A 20,766-nucleotide genomic window follows, 5' to 3' on the forward strand; every position below is an offset into this window, starting at 1 on the left:
CTGATGATATAAAAACAAGAAAATATTTTTTAAGAGATAAAAATAGTAAAGCAATTTGTTATGACTGTATTTTAAATATTAGGTTAAGTAGGAGGTATAAATATGGATAAAGAAAAACCATTTGCTGTTAAAGACCAAGAAATTATTAATAAATATAATAAAAAACGTAATCAAGAAATAACAGAAGAACATTTAAATAATATAGAAAAATTAAGAGAAGTTTTTAAAAAAGAAGTAATTAATGAATATAAAGAAAAATTAATTAAATATTTAATTAATAATAGAGCAAATGCTTATAATGGAAAACAATTTTTATTATCTTCAAATAGAGACCCAAATATAAAAGGTATTGATGAATTAATTAAAAGAATTAAAAATGGAGACTTTGATTAATAATGCAATATGACTTAATTATTGGTATTGACCCAGCAGGAATTGGTAATAATGGAATTGTTATATATTCAAATGAAACTAATAATATTGTTTTTAATGAAACATTCAAAACTAAAACAGTTTTAGAAAGTAAAAATATATATAAAGAATATTTTAAATTAATTAAAAAACAATTTATTAATAAAAAAATATTAGTGATTGTTGAAAATTTCTTTTTAAATTCAAAACAATTATTAACTAATCCATTAGCAACTCCTAAAATTATTGGCGCTTTAATGGTATTAGTAGAAGATGTTATGAACTGAGATTATTTAGAAAGTGAACCAAAAAATAAAACTAAAATAGAAAATTATAAAGGAAATATAAAATTTACAAAACATGAACAAGATGCATATAAGCATATTCAATATTATTTAAGGAATTATAAAAATGAAAGATAAAGCAAATTATGTCAAATTAACAGTAAAACTTAGTAACACTATTGAAGCAAAATATTACGAAAAAGGTAATAAAGAATTATATTATAGTGTTCGTGGTCAATGAAATGGTTTAAACTATGTTACTTTAATTTTTAACAACCCAAAACTTTATAGACGCTGTATTTTATTAAACAAAAACGATGAAATTATAGTAACTGGTGAAATCTTTAATACTTTAAATATTCAAAAAAATCGTGCATTTTGTTCAATTAATTTTAAATGATTTAAAAAATGAAAAGAGTAAAAAATGATATTATGAAAAATTTTATTAATAGTACCAATATTAATAACAAGTATAACACTAATAATAATTTTAATATTTATTATTAAAGAATTAAAAAATGAATATAAAGTATTAAAAATATTAAGTGAAATTTCTAATCAAATTAAAAATAAGGAGAATAAATAATGAATAAAGAAAAACTATTTTCTTATAAAGACCAAGAAATTATTAATGAATATAATAAAAAACGTAATCAAGAAATAACAGAAGAACATTTAAATAATATAAAAAAAATAAGAGAAGAATTTAAAAAAGATGTAATTAATGAATATAAAGAAAAATTAATTAATTTTATTATAACAACTCGAAAAGAAAATAAAGAATCTGATTCTAGTAATTTATTTAAAATAGGAAAAGAAAGTGGTTTATTTAATCTTCAGATTTATATTAATGAGGGAGACTTTGATAATGAATAAATTAAAGTTAAATTCTTTTGAGAAGTGAATAGAAGCAAACACTAAATTGTATTTTGATGAAAAAGAAGAAACATTTAAAAATAATGATTATAAAAATTAAAAAGAATAATAAATGTGGTTATGGTAGAGTTTTTGCTCATAAATGTAATAACTTATGTAAACAAAAACAAAATAAAAGAGTTAGAAAAGAAAGGTTAAATTATGAATAAAGAAAAATTAATTAAATATATTAATGATTTAATTGAATTAGAGCCAGCACGGAGAACGGATGTAACATTATTTATCTTAAATAAACTAATAGAAAATGGAGACTTTGATTAATGATTATATTACCTACTTTGTTTGAAAATAAAGATGAAATTGAAATATTATCACCATTTCCCAAAGCAATTCATACAAGTAATGATATTAGAGCAATTATTTTAAGACAATACCCAAATGTTAAATCAAAACATATAATTGTTTCTGACCCAGAAAGTAATGTTGCATTAATAGTTGGTGATAATGATGTTTATCAAGGTTGAATTAAAGTAACAATTAAAAAAAAGGAGAATAAAGATGACTAAACGCGAATTTTTAGTTAAATGAAATGTAGATGAAAAATTATGATTTATTAATAATGTTGAATTTTTAAATTCAGATACACATATAATTTTTAATTGAAGTGATAATTATTTAAGCATTGATTATTATTCAAAAGAGATGAAAAAATTTATAGAACTATTAAATGATATAAAACAAATTAAAGGAGATTAAAATGGGTTATAAAGAAAAAATTAAAATTAGAATTCATGAATTTGAATTATATGCTTATCAAGTAAATACTTTATTAGATATTGTAAGAGAAATGTTAAAAGCAAATAAAGGAGAATAAAATGCCAAACGAAAATACACAATCAAATTATACTTTAACTAAATTAATTAGAACTGGTATAAGTCCAATTTGTGCAATGATTGGTACAAGTGCTTATTATGGTCAAGTAATTGCAAATCCATTATTAGGTTCAATTAATAGTTTATTATTTGGTAAAAAATTAGGTTTAGATATATGAAATTTAAATCAAAGACCAAATACTAAAACTAAATTAATTAATAGTAGTAAAAAAATCTTACTTGGTTTAGGAACAATTGGTTTAGCAAATTATAGTAAATGAACAGAAAATAATATTAGTCCAATTATTCCAACAACACCAATGCCAATAACTACTACAACTACAACTGAGGGTCCTCCATGATTACTATTAAATAAACAAGAAAATCAGTCATTAATGGATTGAGATACATATATTAGTTTAAATGCTTATGGTATTTCAAATCTTATTAGTGGATTAACTGAGTTAATACCTAATAAATTTGAAACAATAAGAAAGATTTGTAATATGGCTACTGGTGGATGTTTAATTTCAAGTGGAGTTGCTATGGGTATTAATAATGATTTTAATAACGCTTATGCAGTACCTACCATAATTGCTGGTGCAAGTGAAATAATCCATAATTTACTACCTATGGAAACTACACATCATAATGAAGAAATGCAAGAAACATCATTTAATGATGAAACTGCAAGATTAGTAAATGATAATAGATTCACAATTAATAGTGAAACAACCAGTCAATATGGTAGTGATAATATGAGCGAAGTAGCATTAAATCACGATAATGCTTCATTAAATTGAGATTATAATCACATGAGTTTATAAAGGAGGTGAATAATTTATGAATAAAGATATGGAAAAAGATTTAAAAATTATAAAAGAGAAAAGAGAAATGCTTAAATTTGGTTATGAAAGATTAAATGAAGCATTAGATTTAAGAAATAAATTAGTTAATAGATATGATGGTATTGCAACTTCAAACCAACAAGAATTAAGTAACAAATTAAATAAAAAAATTGATAATCTTATTAGATTTATTTTAAAAAGTGAAAGTGAAATGGAAAATAAATAGTTGAAAGGAAAATATTGAAATGAAAGAATTTTTACATGAATTAATAATTATCGGAACAAGTGTTGGAACATTAATTTGCAGAGAAATTATTGTTTTATTAAAAAGATTTATCACAACTCCAAAACATGTTAGAGCAAATAACAAAATTATCAAACATCAAAAAAAATTAGCAAAATTAAACGAAAAAATTAATAAAGGAGAAAAATAATATGACAAAAATTGAATTTAATGAAAAATATAGAAAACAAGATATCAGTATTGATAGAGATTTTGATTTACATATTGATAATTGTTTTAAATTTTCTGATATTGAAATATTGGAAAATGCTGTTAATGATTATAAAAAACTAATAAGTGAAATGCCACAATTAGTTAAAGATTGATTATTGGGATAAGATTAGGAGAATGTTAAATGTTAGAAAATGAAAATAATGTTCAACAAACAACTGAACCTTTAACTGAAAACAATGCTTCTTCACAAGAAATAGAAAATAAAGTTAATGAAGCAGAAAATAAGTTAAATAAACTTAATCAAGAAATTAAAGAAAAAGAAATGATTAATATATTTAAAAAATATCAAGTTAAAACTGAATTTTATGATTATTTAAAATTTAAAACTAATAATTTAGAAAATTCAAAAATTGAAGAAACTATTAAAAAAATGATTAAAGAACAACCAGTATTTAAAGAAACAATTAATACAGGTGGCAATAAACAAATAATTATTAATAATAAACCAAATGATAAAGAAAATTTTTTAATTAATTATAAAAAGAAAAATTATTTATAAACGAAAGGAAGAAATAAAATGTCAGTACCATTTAATCAAAATTTAGACAATACAGAGAGATTAGTAGAAGCACCAGAATTTATAGAGTTTTTTAAAATTTCAAATAGTCCATGGGCAAACTTTTTCCCTACTGAAATTGTTGACTCAGTAAATATTGAGTTTATTGTTAAAAAACCAAAAAAACCAGAAGTTAAAATTATTGCTTGAGATGATAAAAGTAAAAGATATGAATTACCATATGTTGATACAGATAAAATTAGTAAAAAAATAACTAAAAAATATCTTGCAGGAGAAATTATTACAGATGTAGATTTAAAAGCAAATAATGGTCAAAATTTATTAGATAGTATGCAATATGAAGTTGCAAATGATTTAGCAGATAAATTGGCAATTCATGATACACAAGCAATTGCAAAATTTGCTACTAAAATCGATATTGAAGATACAACACCAGTAGGTTATTTAAAATCGATGTTATCTGCTTGAAATACTTTGTTTCAATTTAGAAATATTGCAAATAGTAAATTTTTTATTACTAATGGTCTTTATGATAGTTTAGTTTATTTAGCAGATAATAAAGGTTTAATTACCGATAATCAGTTGGCACAACAATTACGTTTAAATGGAAATAATTTATATGTAAAAGGCGTATTATGTGAAATCGTTCTTGATGACTATATGATTTTTACTAATGATAAAAATGAACAACAATTAATGACCTTTATTTTAGCAACACCAAGAGCAATGAAAAGATACATGATAGAAAATACAGTTATTTATGTAGATTTTATTAAAGATGATAAAGCAGGAAGAGCATATAAAGTTTGGGGCCACTTAGCCCTTTTTACTAGACCATTAATTTAAAAAATCTGAATGTATTCTAAAAACAATTGTGTTATATAATGAACACTAATTTTGACCTGAAAGGATTTTTATTAATGGATAAAATTAAACAAATAGCATTAATAATTAACAAATTAAATATCAAAGAAAAAATTAAAATTATCGATGATTGCAAAAATCAATATTCAATTAGAAACTTATGTCAATATCTTCAATTAAACAGATCAACATATTACTTTTTAAAAAATAAACAAAAACTTATTAAAAAAGAAAAAAATCATATTATTAATTGCAATCATAAATATCAAGAATTATGCCAACTTTTAATCGAATTTCATTCTACAAGAAAAGGTAGAATTTATGGATATTTAAGAATTTTTTCAGCTTTTAAAGAGTGATTAAAACAAGAGAAAAATATCATTTTAAATATAGAATTATCAACAAAACAAATGCGAAAAATTATGAAAAAACACAATATTCAAGGATTAAAACAAACTAAAAATAACTATCCTAAAAACAAAAAAAATCCAAATAAGTGAATACCTACAATGGATAAAGTAAACAAAGATTACAAAAGTACAACCGCTTCAAATCAAATTTGATCAATGGATACTAAACAAATAAACACCAAAGAAGGTTGACTATATCTTTTTGTAATTATTGATTTTTATTCAAATAATGTTGTTAGTTATAATACATTTTCAAATAAATCATATCAAGATTTAATTCTTCCTGCACTTGAAAAAATAAACAACCAATTTTCTTGAAATCAAATAAAAAACGTTATTTTACATTCAGATAACGCCAACGAATTTTATTGTCAAGAAATTACAAAATGAGCAAAAAACAAACAAATAATTTTAAGCAAAAAACAACCATATGATATTGGCGGTAATGTCATATCTGAAAATTGATTTTCACATTTATCTCAAGAATGATTGCCTAAAGACTCAAATCAATATTTAACAATCAATGAAGCTATTAATGATGTAAATCAATATGTTATGTTTTATAATTATGAAAGAATACATTCTAAATTTTTAAAACCACCAATATTACAAATAAAAATTTAGAAATATCTATCAAAATATGGTCCAGTAATTAGGGCTAACCACCTGCTGGTGAAGTTGTTGGAGAAGCAATCCCATATATTTCTAATAATGAAACAACATCAAGATGAATGTTATGTGGAATTATTAAAACAGAAAAAACTGATTTAAAAACTAAAATTACAGTTTTAACAACTGATATTAGTGCAAATGTTAATAACAATAATAGTGAATTAAATACACAAATAAAAAGTACTAATGAACTTAAATCATTAAATCCAAATTTAACAAATCCAACTATTAAATATTTTAGTGATGCACAAGGAAAAACTAATGTAAGTAATCAAAAACAAAAAGCGGGTGACTTATATATAACTATTACTGCAAATGTTAATGATTTAAATTATAAAGGTTCAACAAATCCAATTAAAATAACTCTTAAATAAAGGAAATTAATATCATGCCAATTGGTACAACTAGTACAGCAATACTTTTAAACATAAATAAACCAAAACATACTAGAACAAGTAACCAACAAGAAAATAAAAGTTTTTGATGAGAAATTTTAGAAATGATTGGTGTACAAGTTATAGCAGTAGCACTTGCTCCTTTTACTGGTGGATTAAGTGAAAGCGTAGCACTTGGATTAGGTGCAAGTGATTTTATTGCAAGTGCCATTAATTTTGGTATTTATGCTACAACTGATTTTACTATTAATCAAGTTTATGATTATTTAAAAGGAAATGTAACAAAATGAAATACTTTCTTTAATATACTACCTGCATTTGCTGGACTTAATAAAATTAGTCGTGGTTATCGTACAACTAAATTTATTAAACTAGCACAAGAAACTAAAACATTAGAACAAGTTGGAATTAAAGAAGCAAAAAACTTACAAGAAATTATTAGTCAAGTAAGTGGAAAAGAAATTTTAACAGATAAAATTATTGGTAATAAACGTTATTTAATGAATTATAGTTTTACTCCTAATCGTGAAACAGTATTACGAGATTTAGGTTATGTTGCTGAAAGACAATATAAAAATAATTTTCAAAAATTAGAAGCACAAGAATTAAAAGATTATTTATTATTACAAAATACATTAATAAAATTAAGTCCACAATTAACTCCAAAATTTAAAATCAAAGATATTGAAAAAGCAAATAACTTTTTAAAAAAATATAATACTGATTTAAAAAAAGTACTATCTATGAACCAACATGATTGATTAAATTTAGTTCATACAATACATACAGAAAATAGATATGGAAAAACTTTAATTTTAGATTTACAAAAAATTCGTGCTAATTCTATTAAATTTAATTTTAAAAATAATGTTATTCATCAACTTGTTTTAAAAGCAAATCAAAGTTTTAAATATTTTGATATTAGATTTTATTTAAAAAAAGGTTTAAATAAATTTTGAAAAGATACACCATATTTTGAAAAAATAAGAGAAAGTATATATAAATTACAAGAAAAATTTGAAAAGTTAGAAAAACAAGCATTTGAAAAAATTAATAAATTAAAAGAAAAAGCAACTGATTTATTTACTAGTGCAGAAAAAAGAGCAATTAAACATGCACAATTAATTCCATTAAATTCACCAGTATTTATGGGTTGTAAAATTCAACCTTTGTCATTAGATAAATGTGCAATTACTATTTATCATCGCAATCCTAAATATAAACCAATTACAGTTGTTGATAGTATTCTTAAAGCAAAAACTTTTGTTACTCAAATACATCCATTTCATTGATATCGTTGATATAGTGGTTGATACATTGGTTATGGTATTAATCGTAATAAATGATTAAAAGCAATAGCATTTGCTCCACCAGTGGTGCAACAAGTAATTAGAGATAGTTTTAAAGTATATAGAGAAATATTTAGAACTATTAGAACTTATCATAAAGTAGTAAATGTTATTAATAATCCTATTGAAAATATTAACAAATCATTTAAAAATGTTGGTTTAAAATTTTCAGTTAATACTTTATTTGGTACAGGATTATTACATCATTTAGAAAAATTTGCATATAGTCAAGTTATAGCAAAAAGTAAGAAAAAATTAAAAAAAGGTAAAAATAAAATACAAAAAGAAATTGAGCATATAACACATAAAAAAACAAAAAAACATACTCATCATTATAAACAAGCATTTTTTAAGGAATGATAAATTATGATTAATAAACTTTGAACTGGTGTCAGTCTAGAAAATTATAATAACTGATATCCATTAACTGGAAAAATTACAGAAACACCACAGCAATATATAAAAACATGACCAAATGTTAATGATTGATTTACAACTTTTGCTATTCGTGCTCAAAATGATATTAATGCTTATCTTGATTTTATTTTATCTAAATTTCCTTTTGATAGTTTTAAAGATGAATTAATTAAAGAAACATTAAGAGATATGGTTTATGTAATGGTTGAACATTGAGTATTTAATCGTACACCAATTGAATTTAATGTTGATGCTACTATTCAATTTAATAATGGTACTCAATTTAGTGCAAATAGTACTCCTACAATTAATGTTTGAGATTTAGCACCTAGTAGAATGAAAATATGAGCAAGATTAACAGAATTAAAACAAATATTTTCAAGTTATAATGATGATGAAATAGATGTTGAAAAAATTGACTTAAAAGCATTTTATACTAGAAATCAAATTGATAAATTAATTAAAGAACAAAAAGAATTTACATTATCAAAACAAATGAAATTGTATGATGATTTAGTTGATGATAATGAAAATGAAATATATAGAGGTCCTGTTACAAAATTTATAAATAAAGGTTATGTTGCAACAGATTATGATAAAGAATCTGAAACAATGATTTTAGATTGACCTGATGAAATTGGTACATTACCACCCGAAGCATTACAAAATAATCCACAAATTGGTGATTATACACATGCACCAACTTGTGATTTTTCTGCTAAACAACAAAAACGAATTACTACTAATGAAAATGAAATTACAAAATTAAATACTGAATTAATTAAAGCAAACGAAAATATTAATGATGTTAAAAATAATTGATTTAATATCGAAACTAGTCCCCTATGAAAAAAAGTTGAAAATAATAATATAGAAACATTTAAATGATATTTTATTAAAATCAGTTATCAATATTCAACAGAAAATGACTTTATGAAATTTTATAAAGTAATTAAAATTTATTTAAATAATGTTTTTAATGAATTTGAATTGTTAAATGTTGATTCCATGACTTATAAAGAACAAATCTCAAATAAAAATATTTTAAATATTGGAACTATTTACTATGACAATAGAAATAAAAAATTTAGTGGTGGAGGTAATTCTTATCCTGAACGTGGAAAAATTAATTTAATTGGTGATATAAAAGAAATATATCAATATCAAGGAATAGATACGCCAACTGAATTTATAGCAGAAGAAAGTACTGAACGTGATTATTATACAAAAATAGAAACTAATAATTTATTAGATAAAAAACAAAATAAATTAATTGCTGGTGAAAATATTAAGATTGATGAAAAAACTAATACTATTAGTGCTACTGGTGGTAAAGCAGATTTATCTGATTATTATAAAAAAGAAGAAGTAGATAAAAAAATAGAAGATACAAAATCACAATTTCCAATTGCTTTTCAAATAAATGCTGTTAGTAAAGAAATTCCTAATTTAGAAACTACTAATAAAACTGTTGCTGGTGCTATTAATCAAAATAAAAATAATATTGATAAAAAACAAGATAAAGAAAATTGAGTTGTAATAGGAAAGAAAGTTGATAATAGAACATGAGATAATTTTAATATTGACCTTAATAAAACATATCGTGTATTTATAACATGACACAGAAATGCACCTGAGCAAAATGGTTATCCATTAATGTTATTGTTTAAATCAGCAAAAGCAGTTGGAACTGGTACATGAACTCTTTTAATTGGTAAAATTGATAATAAAGATGCTTCTTTAATTCTTAAGGCTGATTATACTAAATCTACTAATAAATGAAGTTTATTTATTAAATGTGAAATTGATGGTGGTGCTATATTTAGTTTTGAAGAATTAAAAGAAAATACTTATCAAATTACTAGTAATACATTAAATATTACTTCACCAAGTGTAATTAATATAGATAAACCTATAAAAATTAATTCAAAAAGTTTAGAAACAAATGAAATAGAAGAAAATAATTGAGATATTAGACTTCTTGCGAGACTTATCTATTAAAATTTTCATTTTTAAAATATAATTAAAATTAAAAAAAGATAGGTAATTTATGATGTTTGATAAATTAAAAGCTATTAAAAATGCAGAACTATTAAGATTAACTGGTATAAATGAGATTGTTTTTAAAAAAATGATAGAAATTTTAAAAAAAGAAGAATTAAAAAAGTTTAAAAATGGTGGTACACCTAATAAATTAACTTTAGAAAATAGATTATTAATGACGTTAGAATATTGACGTGAATACCGAACATATTTTCATATTGCTAAAAGTTATGGAATTAGTGAAAGTAATTGTTATAGAAATATCAAGTGAATAGAAAATACTTTAATAAAACATCCTGATTTTCAGCAACTTAATGGAGCAAAATCATTGTTAAATAATAATTTTAAAGATAAAACAGCTATTATTGATGTTACTGAAAGCGCTATCCAACGCCCAAAAAAAGACAAAAGAAATATTATTCAGGAAAAAAGAAAAAACACACAATAAAAACACAAATTATAATTGAACAAGATAGTAAAAAAATTATAAGTTCTTATTTTTCTTGTGGTAAAAACCATGATTTTAAAATTTTAAAAGATTCAAAAGTTAAATTTTTATCACAAACAACTATTTTAGTGGATTTGGGATATCAAGGAATACAAAATATACATCCTAATGTTTTAATTCCAAAAAGAAAATCAAAGAAAATTCCTTTAACTAGAGAAGAAAAGAAAAATAATAAACAAATTTCAAAAATGAGAGTTGTTATAGAAAATATTTTTGCTATACTGAAAAAATTTAAAATTATTAGTGAAAAATATCGAAATAGAAGAAAAAGATTTGCTTTAAGATTTAATTTAATAGCTTCAATTTATAATTTACAACTTTTAAATTAAAAATCTTCAAAAATTTAATATTTTAAATTTTGTTATTTTAAATAATAATTTTTGTTCTATTTTAATGAAGAAAAAATAAGACATATTTTGAATAATAATTTTTAATAAATATTAAAAGTGTTATTAAAATAAAATTTTAAATTTAAAAACTATGATAATAATCACAGTTTTGCAAGAAGTCTATTGAATATATAGAACCTCCAACACCACGTATTCCACAATGAAAAGAAGTAGGAGAAGTTATAATAGATAAAAATAATAATAATCAAAATTATATAAAATATATATTTAAAGATAAAACACATTATAGAATATATATAAGTTATGGTGATTATACAACTAAAGAAAATAATAAAAATTATAGTTGACAAATAATTAATTTTTATTATCAATTAGATACAAGCGTTGTAAAAAGTAGTTTATGAATAGCAAATAATAACAATAACCAACAAACTGAAATTAATATTTATAACAATAGAATAATGTGGGGTATGGGTAGAGATTATATTTTTAAAAAATTAGAAGAATTACAGGAATAATATTATGTTTTTTAAAATTATAAAAATTATTTTAGGTTTAATTGGAGTTATTTTATCATCAGCAACAGCAGGTTTAATTATATTTATTATTGTAAAATTTATATTAAAAATTAATCAAATATTTTAAAAAAAGGTGGTGAATATTATGTTAAGTAGATTTTTAAGAAAAGATAAAAGTACTAATAATGAAGAAAAAACTAAATTAACTTTTTTAAAAGGTAAAAGTACGCATGCTTCTATTTTAAGTTATTTTGGTTTTAATAATTTTAATCATGAAACATATTTTACTGATTTTGTAGCAGAAAATAATGCTAATTTATATAATGCTCCATTAGATATTAATAATGAAACTATTAAACAATATTTAATTCAACAAGAATTTTATAGAAAAAATTGAAATTCTATTTTTAAGTTAAGTAAATTAGGGATTAGTGGTTATTTAATTTTTATTGCTAATGATGATTTATATTTTCAAGTAGTTGATATACAACAAAGAGTTTATGATATTACTGGTAAATTAATTCAATGTACTATTTTTTATGATAGTTATGAACAAAATGCACAAATTGTAAGATTATTTGAAGTTTATACATTAAATAATGAACAAGTAACTATTAATCGTGCAATTTATAGTGTTAATGATAGTAAAAAACAATTTCCACTAGATTTTAAATCATTCATTAATAACCCTAATTTAGCACAAGAACAAACACTAAATATTAACTATATACCAATAGCAATTATGAGAAATAAAGCAAATGAATTAGCAGATTGTAATAAAGTAATGGATAAAATTAAAGCATTAGATGTTATTTATGAACAAATTGTTTTAGATACCATTTTAAATTCACCTAAATTTATATTTAGTCAAACTTATGGTAATGTTCAATCTTTAATAGAAGATGCAGTAAGAACTTTGGTTACTAAAAACTACATATTTAAAAGCGGTGGAGATAATAATGAACAAAACGAAAATATCAATATGACAAATAGTAATTTTAAAGGTAAAAATTTAACTGATATATACGATTGAAATGTTAATGAAATATTTAAACGTTGTGGTATTCATATACCAAGTCAAAAGAAATCTGCACAACAATCAGTTCCCGAAAGTACAGCAGTAAATATTTCAACTATTAACTATATTGAACAAAAATTATGACAATTTAATATTGATATTCTTAAATTTATTCAAATATTAGTACGTTTAGATAAAGACTTATTAAATAGTAAAACATTTAATATTAATGATGAACAAGAAATTAATAATTTAACAGTGAGATTAAAATTATTTAATCCCGAAAATAACCAATTAATAGGAGAAAACAATGGAAAACAACAACAAACCACAAACGAAATTTCCACAGAAACAAACTAAACTTAATCAAGCAGAAGTAGAAAATGATTATTTAATTGATAATATTCCTTATGACTTTACTAATATGATGAGAGCAACTAGTGACCCCGATATTAATAGAGCATACGATGAATTTAAAAAAAGAACAATTTATATTTATGAAATTGAACGTTTATTTAAAAATAATGAAAATAATAGTTTAAAATTTTCAGCAAATACTATTAAAATTGGTTTTATTGATATTGATAAAGTATTAAAAACTACTGCTGCTGAAACATCAGACTTTACTATGCAATTAAATCAAAGAGCAAGTACTAACATTAATGATAATACAATTGAATATAGTATGACTGATATTAAAAATTTAATATTTCAAGAAATAAATTTATTAAATCAATTTAAATTATATGCAGTTTCAATTAATGAACCTTTAAGTGAAAATAATATTGATAATTTATATATCATTAATAACTATTCTCAACCTTATCAAAATCCAAAAACAAGAAGTACTAAAAGTATAACTATTATTAAAATTAAAGATTTTAAAACAAGAGATGGTTATCCAATTATTATTAAATTACAAAAACCATTAGATAAAGATACCAAAGTAATTGGTTTAAAAATTAAAGCCCCTAGAAGCATGATTTTTGGCAATATAAAGGTACTTGGCGAAGTTGATAATATGGAAGTATACCCAAAGTTGTTTGTTAAAGATAAGATAGCATTTCCACTATTATCAATGCCTATTGAAACTCAACCAAAAGTTAGAATATTACAACAATGATTTAGTGAACAAATCTTACCTTGAAATTTAGCAAAACAATTTATAGGACAAGAAAAATCAGTTTTAGATTTAATTGCTATTGGTGGAGGAACTGAAACAAGAAAAGAAATTATTAATAATGCAAAAATAACATATGCAAAAATTGGTAAATATGATGGACCATCACCAATACCGAAAAAATTAGCTGATTTTGAAATGAAAAAGAATGAACAATATTTATTATATAGTCATCGAGAACCAAACCCACCATATCTAAGTAGAAATATTGTTATTGAATTATCACAGAACTTTAATGATATTGAAATTGAAATAAATGATAAACCACCAATTGACAGTCTACAACAATTATTATTAGATATGTTAACTTATACATATAATTATAATCGTAATTTTGATGGTGCATCTTTAGTAACTCCTCCAAATAAAATGGATATATTGCGAGCAAAATTTGAAAATCAAAAACCAGATGAAGTAATTAGCAATTTGTTTAAACAGTGAAAACTAGATTATCCAAATTATATCAGTTTACCACAAGTACAAATATTAAAACAAATAATAATTATGTTATCAAATAATATTTATTCTAATATGTCTATTAATAAAGGTTTAAATGATGATAATAAAATATTGTTGCCTTATTATTTTGAACTAAAATCAAATCCAATACACCCTAATAAAGATGAAATTTGACAATTTAAAGATGCAAAAGTAATATTAAAATCTAATTATTTTGATTTTACAGATATTAATAATATTAAATTAAAAAACAATGATATTAGCCAAAATGAGTTATTTAAACTTGATGATAATCAATTTAACTGATTATCTATTACAAATGAATTAGAAAGTAATAATATACCTTCTTTAATTCCTGCTGATTGAACATTAGGTAATGGTGAATATGGAAAATATTTTACAAGAGCAATTATTGGAAAAATCAAAATTGAAAATGCATTAAATTTATATGGTTCAAATAAATCCCAATTATTTTCTAAATTGGAATTTTATAAAGAAATTTTAAAAATTGATAATAATAGTGAATTTGAACTACAAATTGAAAATCCGATTAATAACTTAAATCGGATTGAAATTAGTGGCATATTTAGTACTGGAAATTATGATTTAATTTTAATTACAGATAAACAAGAAATAGAATTAAATAATATTAATTTATTTGATAAATATAACGAAAATATTTCTTATATAAATTTAGAAATTTAAATTACTTACCATCTCATTTTATATCATCTTGATTTTTTGGATTAATTCCAAAATATAAATCTATTTTATATTCATCATTTCTTTTATGTTCCCAAATAGTTGCCCCCCCTATGTTCTTCATAATAATGGTCTAAATATTTTGGTAATTCATTATTTTGATAATATGTAACTGAACCTAATATTAAACCAATAGAACCAGTTATTACGGCAAATGATAATGCTATTTTTTGAAAATTTGTTTTTATTCATGTTTTCATAATAAATTTCTCCTTTTTTAAAATTTATTTAACTTTTTTTTGGAATTATACTTTTTATTTTTTTCATTTTCTTGATAAATAAATTGTATTGTTACTACATCAATAAACTGTTCATATAATTCAGGATTTTCTTTTCATTCTTCTACTATTTCATCTGAAATTAATTGGTCATCAAGAAAATTTGAAAACTTAATATCATGTTCACTACAAAAAACAGTAGGCTCATTAGTAACAGATATTATGTCATTCTGACATTTTTTTATAAAACATTTAATTATTTTTTTCATAGACTCTCCTTTTTCCTTAATTTTACTTTTAAATTGTACTATTTTTGATTATTTTTACAAGTATGCTTTTAAATGCAAAATAACGCCTAAATTAAAGGCGTTATTTTGTGATACCTATACTATTAATTATATTTTACTTGTTTATTATATTTTAAATATGAAAGTGGTTTTTTAAATATTTTTGATTTAATTTTAAATTACACTTATATATGTATATAATAAACAAGTAAATTAATTTTTTAAAAATATTTACAATAAATTTAGATTTTTTTAAAATAGTTAGGAGAAGTAAATGTGAATTTTAATTACAAATGAACTTATAAAGAACAATATCCTAAAATTGATAAATTAATTTTAGAACATATAACAAAGAAATGAGAAAAGTGAGATTGAAGAATAAAAAATACAAGAGATAAAAAGAAATATAAAATTGTTGATTTTCAATATCGAACAAGAAAAACAATGTATGGATTAGTAACTTATAAAAGAAGAATTTATGAATATTTTGATGAAAAATTACAAAAATTAGTTCGTGTTTGTTTAGTTGATGAAAAAATGGAACTTCCAAAATATAAAAGAATTGGTGAAGATATCGAAGATACTATTATTGAAAATTTTGCTGATGGAAAAAGATATCGTGATATTTGTGCAATTTGTAAAAAGGCAGGTATTAGTGTTAGTAGCGTTCATAGAGTTTTTAAAAATTTAGAAATAAATGAAGCAAATCCAGTAAAAGTAAAATTGGAAAAAAATCAACCTATTTTTGTAGCAATTGATGATGGACATCGAAAATTTTGAGATTTTAAACGTAAAGGTACAAAACACTCTATGAGATTAATAGTAACATATACAGATAATATTAATCATAAAGTACAAAATAAAAGAGTAAAAGCAATTATAAGAAAAACAAGAACTCCAATTGGAGTTAAAAAAACTGCTGAATTTGTTAAAGAACATTGTCAAAAATTTTATGAAAATATTGAACAAGCAAAAATTATTATTTGTGGTGATAGTGCAGGATGAATTAGAGAAGTTGCTGATTATTTAGGTGCACAGTTTGTTTTAGATAAATTTCATTTAATTAGAACATTATATCTTGGAATAATGGCTGGAAATAAAGAAAAATATTTAGAAGAATATAATCACTGTAAAAATTTAATTAATAATGGTCAATATGATGAATTAATTAACTATTTATATAAAGAATTAGATAATCATAAAAAATTAAAAAAACAGTATTTTAAAAATAATAAACAAGGTATTGAAAATCAAGGTGCAAAGTGAAATATAGGTTGCTTTACTGAAACTAATATTTGACATGTTTTAAAAGAAATGCTTGGTAATAGAACATATAATATTAGTATTTACATTAAAATGGTTATTTTTAAATGTAACAAAATAAATTTAGAAACATAATTTAATGAATATAGTAATTATTGATTATTTCGCAATTTTGAATAGCATCTCAAAAATTATTATTTTTTATTTTTATTTTTAAACCAATAATGAAAAAAATAAATAACATAGTTATAAAAAATAAAATTGGAACTAAAATTAAAACCAAAAAAATTCCACTTCGTAATTCAGTTCATTCATAATAATTTTCTTTAATATGATGAGTTCCAAGATTATAAAAATATTTTGCAGAATGCTCTATGATAAAACTTAATTGAAAATGTTTTAATATTTTAAATCCATTAATACAATTTAAATTTTTATCAAAATAAAAAAGATTAAAGTGACTAAAATCTATTAATATTAATCCTATAATTAAAGTTAAAATGCTTAAAATAAATAGTAATACAGTTATTAACTGTAATTTTTTAAGTGTTCTTATTTTCATCTTTAAAATCTCCTTAACTTTATTTCATAATTTTAACACTTAGTTAACTTAATTATAAGTATTTTAGTTGCAATATTTTAAAAAAAATTATATTATTTAAATACAATTTCATAAAAATCCAAATTATTTCTTGTCTAAAAGATAATAAGACTATAAGATTTAATTTATTCCGGATTTTTGACAATCTCCCAAAACCTAAATATAAAACTACTGGCAATAAAAATGCAAATATTATTGTTAATAATTTAATTATAAAATAAAATTTAAGTTTTTTTAATTCGTATTTATAATTTTCAGTTTGTTCATCATTTTCTTTTGAATTCAAATTATTTTCAATTTGAATATCACTTGTTTCGATAGTTTTTTACTTTTTGATCATTTTTATCATTTGTTTTTTGAATCTGTTTTTGTTTCATTTTATCCTCTTTTTTTAATTTATATAGTCATACACACTTATAGTATATCAAAAATAATAATTAAATAAGATAAAAAAAGTATAAATGTTTGTTTTTGCTTAATAAGCACTAAAAATTTACTTTTTATTAAGTAATTACAGAAATTATTTATAATGTAATTGGTTTATTTACTTCATCATCATATTCTTTTAAGAGTTGTTTTGAATCGTTTATAATTTGTTTTACTTCTGGTGAATATTGCTCCATTTGTGCTTGTGATACTTCGAACCTCCCTATTCTTATTAGTTCAAGTTCAATGTCTCTAGTGTTTTTTTCTTCTTTTGATTCAGAAGAACAAGATCATAATGATGATTGTTCATCTACAAATAGTTCTTTTTTTAATTTTTGGATTTCTTTTCAAATATTTTTTATTTTTTCTTCAATTTCTTTAATGTTCATTTTTTCTTTTTTACGTTCTTCATTTAAAATTAGTATGTATTCTGTAATTCCAAGTGGGTCATTATTAATTTCAAAAAATTTAATTAAAGATATTAATACCTTAATGCCAGTATTTTTGCTATTTTTTATTATTTGTGCAATATTTGGATATTCTGTTTTAAATTGTGTTCAGTTTTTTGATTCTTGTTTATTATCATTATCTTGTAATGGTTTTTCTTCCAACGTTTCGAATTCTTGAGATTGTTGAGGATTTTCCTCGTTAACTTTTGTATCATTATCTAAGATTATAGTTTCAAATATTTTTAATAAATATTCATCTGGTATTTTTTTGTTAATATTTTTTAATGCTTCTTTTTTTCTTTTTTCTCATTCCTTTTGAAATAGTTTTTTTTCTATATAATTTAAAGGCATATCTTTTAATCTTTTTCCTTTCTTTAATTTTAATTTAATAAAAAACCTAATATAGATAAATTTCTATATTAGGAATCAACTTTTATTAAATTATAAATAAATATTAGCATAAAAAATAATTATATTTATAAAGTTAATATTTAACACGAATAAATATAAGTAGTAGATTTATTAATGTATAAGTTGTATTAAAATTAAGATTAGCGTAGTCAATTTTCTTATTTTATGTAGAAGTAGTTATTTTATCAAACTAAGAATCCTTTACATTATTTATTGTAAAAATTAAAAATTATTAAGTTACAAAATGATAAAATTAATATATAAAAAGTAAAGGAGGAAGTAAATGGAAAAAATTGGTGCTGCAGTTTATTTACATTTAGCAAATTTAGAAGAAATTAAAAATTATACCGAATTATTAGCCAAGAATAATATTAAAACTATTTTTACAACTTTAATTAGTTTTAAAAAAACAGATTATGAAAATTTAAAAAAATTAGTAGTATTAACACAAATTGCTAAAAAGTATAATATGCATGTTTTTGCAGATATTAATATTGAATTTATTAATGAATTTAATCTGAATCTTAATAAACGACTTGATTTCATAAAGTTTTTTAAAATGTATGGTTTATCGGGTATTCGTTGCAACGAAGGAATTGATATTAAGCATCAAGCAAAATTAAGTCAAAATCGTTTAAATTTTAAAATATTTATTAATGGTTCATATGTTGTTAATGATATCAACTACTTAATATTATTTTATAAAGCTAATGTTAATAACCTTATTAGTTGTTATAATTTTTATCCACAAAGATATACCGCTGCTGATATTGACTTTTTTTGTTTAAATCAATCTGAAAGCGTTGTTAATAAAATTCCATTTGCCAGCTTTGTTACATTATTAGGAAAAGATAAAATTGGACCTTGAAAATATAATGATAATTTACCAACATTAGAACTGCATCGTGATTGACCATTGGTAACACAAATTCGTCATTATATTGCTTTATGCATTGATATGATAATTATTGCTAACCAGTTTTTAACAGAATATGATTTGAAAATGATAAATGAAATTGATTATAAAAATTTATCGTTAAAAATTGAGTTAAATTCTAATATTACTGATAGTGAACAACAGATTCTTTTTGACAAAAATATTCATAAAGTTAGATCTGATTTAGCACGTGATATAATTCGTAGTGTTATTTCTCGAGTTATATATCAAGAATTAGATATCCCTGCTAACAATACTAATCAATGATTAGAAAAAGGTGATGTTGTTATTCTTAATAATAAAGCACAAAATTATCGTGGTGAATTACATATTATTACAAATAAAATTAAAAATGATGGTATTCGTAACGTTGTTGGCAAACTTTCTAAAGAAGATTTAAATTTTATTCCATTTTTAGTATCAAATCGTTCATTTAGATTTATTTTATAAATAATTTTTTTGTTTTATTTATTAAAAACATAAACATTTAAAATATGATAAAATCATTAAGTATTATTAAATAATAGTTAGTAAGTGTGAAATTTTAAAAGATAATCTTACTTTTAATTTTTTTTAAAATAAAAAGTTTAATATTGTATAAAAATATTGATAATTTTTTAATTTACTAATATAATTGTTAAAGTAAAATAAAAAATAGGAGCTGACATGAATGCATTCAGTGAAAAAATCACCATCATCAGACAACAAAGAAAACGAAGAACGAACAAGTAGTGAACAAGAGTTTCAACGTCTTTTAAAAGGATTTAGTAAAAAGGCCCAAGAAACTAAAAGAGCAGAAAAAAGACATAAACATTTTCTTTCTGCGCGTGATGAAAAACGCGAAAAACAAAGCGCTGCTGCTAAAAAGAAAAAACATCGTAAGTAATAAAAAGGAAAAAATGG

The 20,766-nt window shown here is 21.7% G+C and carries 28 protein-coding genes; 24 read left to right on the forward strand and 4 right to left on the reverse strand.

Going from position 1 to position 20,766, the window contains the following annotated elements; genetic code table 4:
- Positions 1-102 precede the first annotated feature (102 nt).
- From AACL11_RS06705 to AACL11_RS06805, 21 genes are all read left to right on the forward strand, one after another.
- A complete protein-coding gene (locus AACL11_RS06705) occupies positions 103-393 on the forward strand; it encodes a hypothetical protein (RefSeq protein WP_338986915.1) in 291 nt (96 codons plus the stop codon).
- 2 nt (positions 394-395) lie between these two features.
- Positions 396-833 (forward strand): hypothetical protein, encoded by a 438-nt coding sequence (locus AACL11_RS06710; protein WP_338986916.1) that lies wholly within the window; start codon positions 396-398, stop codon positions 831-833.
- Positions 823-1,116 carry a hypothetical protein gene (locus AACL11_RS06715; RefSeq protein WP_338986919.1) on the forward strand — a complete coding sequence of 98 codons (294 nt, stop codon included), beginning with the start codon at positions 823-825 and terminating at the stop codon, positions 1,114-1,116. Before AACL11_RS06710 ends, AACL11_RS06715 begins: the two co-directional genes overlap by 11 nt.
- A 3-nt stretch (positions 1,117-1,119) precedes the next feature.
- Positions 1,120-1,281, forward strand: a complete 162-nt coding sequence (locus tag AACL11_RS06720; protein WP_338986922.1) for a hypothetical protein — start codon at positions 1,120-1,122, stop codon at positions 1,279-1,281.
- The gene (locus AACL11_RS06725) at positions 1,281-1,571 is read left to right on the forward strand and encodes a hypothetical protein (protein WP_338986924.1); all 291 of its coding nucleotides are present in this window, start codon (positions 1,281-1,283) and stop codon (positions 1,569-1,571) included. Before AACL11_RS06720 ends, AACL11_RS06725 begins: the two co-directional genes overlap by 1 nt.
- Positions 1,572-1,891: 320 nt before the next feature.
- Positions 1,892-2,137, forward strand: coding sequence for a hypothetical protein (locus tag AACL11_RS06730; protein WP_338973882.1), 246 nt, complete (start codon positions 1,892-1,894; stop codon positions 2,135-2,137).
- Complete coding sequence (locus AACL11_RS06735) at positions 2,130-2,327, forward strand: hypothetical protein (protein WP_338986925.1); 198 nt, start codon at positions 2,130-2,132, stop codon at positions 2,325-2,327. The genes AACL11_RS06730 and AACL11_RS06735 overlap by 8 nt, the downstream gene beginning before the upstream one ends.
- 119 nt (positions 2,328-2,446) lie before the next feature.
- On the forward strand, positions 2,447-3,271 hold the full coding sequence (locus AACL11_RS06740; protein WP_338986927.1) for a hypothetical protein: 825 nt from the start codon (positions 2,447-2,449) through the stop codon (positions 3,269-3,271).
- Positions 3,272-3,287: 16 nt separating this feature from the next.
- Entirely contained in the window at positions 3,288-3,518 is a 231-nt protein-coding gene (locus tag AACL11_RS06745) for a hypothetical protein (RefSeq protein WP_338986929.1), read from the forward strand.
- A 19-nt stretch (positions 3,519-3,537) separates the two neighbouring features.
- Complete coding sequence (locus AACL11_RS06750; protein WP_174481134.1) at positions 3,538-3,726, forward strand: hypothetical protein; 189 nt, start codon at positions 3,538-3,540, stop codon at positions 3,724-3,726.
- Position 3,727: 1 nt separating this feature from the next.
- A complete protein-coding gene (locus tag AACL11_RS06755) occupies positions 3,728-3,913 on the forward strand; it encodes a hypothetical protein (RefSeq protein WP_338986930.1) in 186 nt (61 codons plus the stop codon).
- Positions 3,914-3,930: 17 nt separating this feature from the next.
- Entirely contained in the window at positions 3,931-4,308 is a 378-nt protein-coding gene (locus AACL11_RS06760) for a hypothetical protein (protein ID WP_338986934.1), read from the forward strand.
- A gap of 18 nt (positions 4,309-4,326) precedes the next feature.
- Positions 4,327-5,172 (forward strand): hypothetical protein, encoded by an 846-nt coding sequence (locus tag AACL11_RS06765; protein WP_338986937.1) that lies wholly within the window; start codon positions 4,327-4,329, stop codon positions 5,170-5,172.
- A gap of 38 nt (positions 5,173-5,210) precedes the next feature.
- Positions 5,211-6,224 carry an IS3 family transposase gene (locus AACL11_RS06770; RefSeq protein ID WP_338986622.1) on the forward strand — a complete coding sequence of 338 codons (1,014 nt, stop codon included), beginning with the start codon at positions 5,211-5,213 and terminating at the stop codon, positions 6,222-6,224.
- Between the two features lie 107 nt (positions 6,225-6,331).
- Positions 6,332-6,646 carry a hypothetical protein gene (locus AACL11_RS06775; protein ID WP_338986939.1) on the forward strand — a complete coding sequence of 105 codons (315 nt, stop codon included), beginning with the start codon at positions 6,332-6,334 and terminating at the stop codon, positions 6,644-6,646.
- 14 nt (positions 6,647-6,660) lie between these two features.
- A complete protein-coding gene (locus AACL11_RS06780; protein ID WP_338986941.1) occupies positions 6,661-8,379 on the forward strand; it encodes a hypothetical protein in 1,719 nt (572 codons plus the stop codon).
- 3 nt (positions 8,380-8,382) lie between these two features.
- Entirely contained in the window at positions 8,383-10,434 is a 2,052-nt protein-coding gene (locus tag AACL11_RS06785; protein ID WP_338986943.1) for a hypothetical protein, read from the forward strand.
- Between the two features lie 49 nt (positions 10,435-10,483).
- Positions 10,484-11,313, forward strand: a protein-coding gene (locus tag AACL11_RS06790) for an IS5 family transposase (protein ID WP_338986605.1) whose coding sequence is annotated in 2 segments (ribosomal slippage) — positions 10,484-10,880 and positions 10,880-11,313 — 831 coding nt in all. Because the reading frame shifts where the segments join, the coding sequence is not laid out codon by codon here.
- Positions 11,314-11,856: 543 nt separating this feature from the next.
- Positions 11,857-11,979, forward strand: coding sequence for a hypothetical protein (locus tag AACL11_RS06795; protein WP_338986945.1), 123 nt, complete (start codon positions 11,857-11,859; stop codon positions 11,977-11,979).
- A gap of 18 nt (positions 11,980-11,997) precedes the next feature.
- Complete coding sequence (locus tag AACL11_RS06800; RefSeq protein ID WP_338986948.1) at positions 11,998-13,230, forward strand: hypothetical protein; 1,233 nt, start codon at positions 11,998-12,000, stop codon at positions 13,228-13,230.
- Positions 13,181-15,214 (forward strand): hypothetical protein, encoded by a 2,034-nt coding sequence (locus tag AACL11_RS06805; RefSeq protein ID WP_338986951.1) that lies wholly within the window; start codon positions 13,181-13,183, stop codon positions 15,212-15,214. Before AACL11_RS06800 ends, AACL11_RS06805 begins: the two co-directional genes overlap by 50 nt.
- 83 nt (positions 15,215-15,297) lie before the next feature.
- Here AACL11_RS06805 and AACL11_RS06810 read toward each other — a convergent pair whose 3' ends face one another.
- Complete coding sequence (locus tag AACL11_RS06810; RefSeq protein WP_338986954.1) at positions 15,298-15,471, reverse strand: hypothetical protein; 174 nt, start codon at positions 15,469-15,471, stop codon at positions 15,298-15,300.
- Positions 15,472-15,488: 17 nt separating this feature from the next.
- On the reverse strand, positions 15,489-15,758 hold the full coding sequence (locus tag AACL11_RS06815) for a hypothetical protein (protein ID WP_338986957.1): 270 nt from the start codon (positions 15,756-15,758) through the stop codon (positions 15,489-15,491).
- Positions 15,759-16,052: 294 nt separating this feature from the next.
- On the opposite strand from AACL11_RS06815, the gene AACL11_RS06820 reads away from it, so the two are divergent.
- Positions 16,053-17,174, forward strand: coding sequence for an Mbov_0401 family ICE element transposase-like protein (locus tag AACL11_RS06820; protein WP_338986959.1), 1,122 nt, complete (start codon positions 16,053-16,055; stop codon positions 17,172-17,174).
- 1 nt (position 17,175) lies between these two features.
- On the opposite strand, the gene AACL11_RS06825 is transcribed toward AACL11_RS06820, so the two are convergent.
- Positions 17,176-17,601, reverse strand: coding sequence for a hypothetical protein (locus AACL11_RS06825; RefSeq protein ID WP_338986961.1), 426 nt, complete (start codon positions 17,599-17,601; stop codon positions 17,176-17,178).
- A gap of 563 nt (positions 17,602-18,164) precedes the next feature.
- Positions 18,165-18,866, reverse strand: coding sequence for a hypothetical protein (locus tag AACL11_RS06830; RefSeq protein ID WP_338986964.1), 702 nt, complete (start codon positions 18,864-18,866; stop codon positions 18,165-18,167).
- A gap of 343 nt (positions 18,867-19,209) precedes the next feature.
- On the opposite strand from AACL11_RS06830, the gene AACL11_RS06835 reads away from it, so the two are divergent.
- Together AACL11_RS06835 and AACL11_RS06840 are read left to right on the forward strand one after the other, a co-directional pair.
- Entirely contained in the window at positions 19,210-20,313 is a 1,104-nt protein-coding gene (locus tag AACL11_RS06835; protein ID WP_338986966.1) for a MupG family TIM beta-alpha barrel fold protein, read from the forward strand.
- Between the two features lie 220 nt (positions 20,314-20,533).
- Entirely contained in the window at positions 20,534-20,749 is a 216-nt protein-coding gene (locus AACL11_RS06840; protein WP_174480618.1) for a hypothetical protein, read from the forward strand.
- Positions 20,750-20,766: the final 17 nt, after the last annotated feature.

Source organism: Spiroplasma endosymbiont of Dasysyrphus albostriatus, assembly GCF_964019495.1.
In the GTDB taxonomy this organism is placed as follows: Bacteria; Bacillota_I; Bacilli_A; order Mycoplasmatales; family VBWQ01; genus Spiroplasma_E.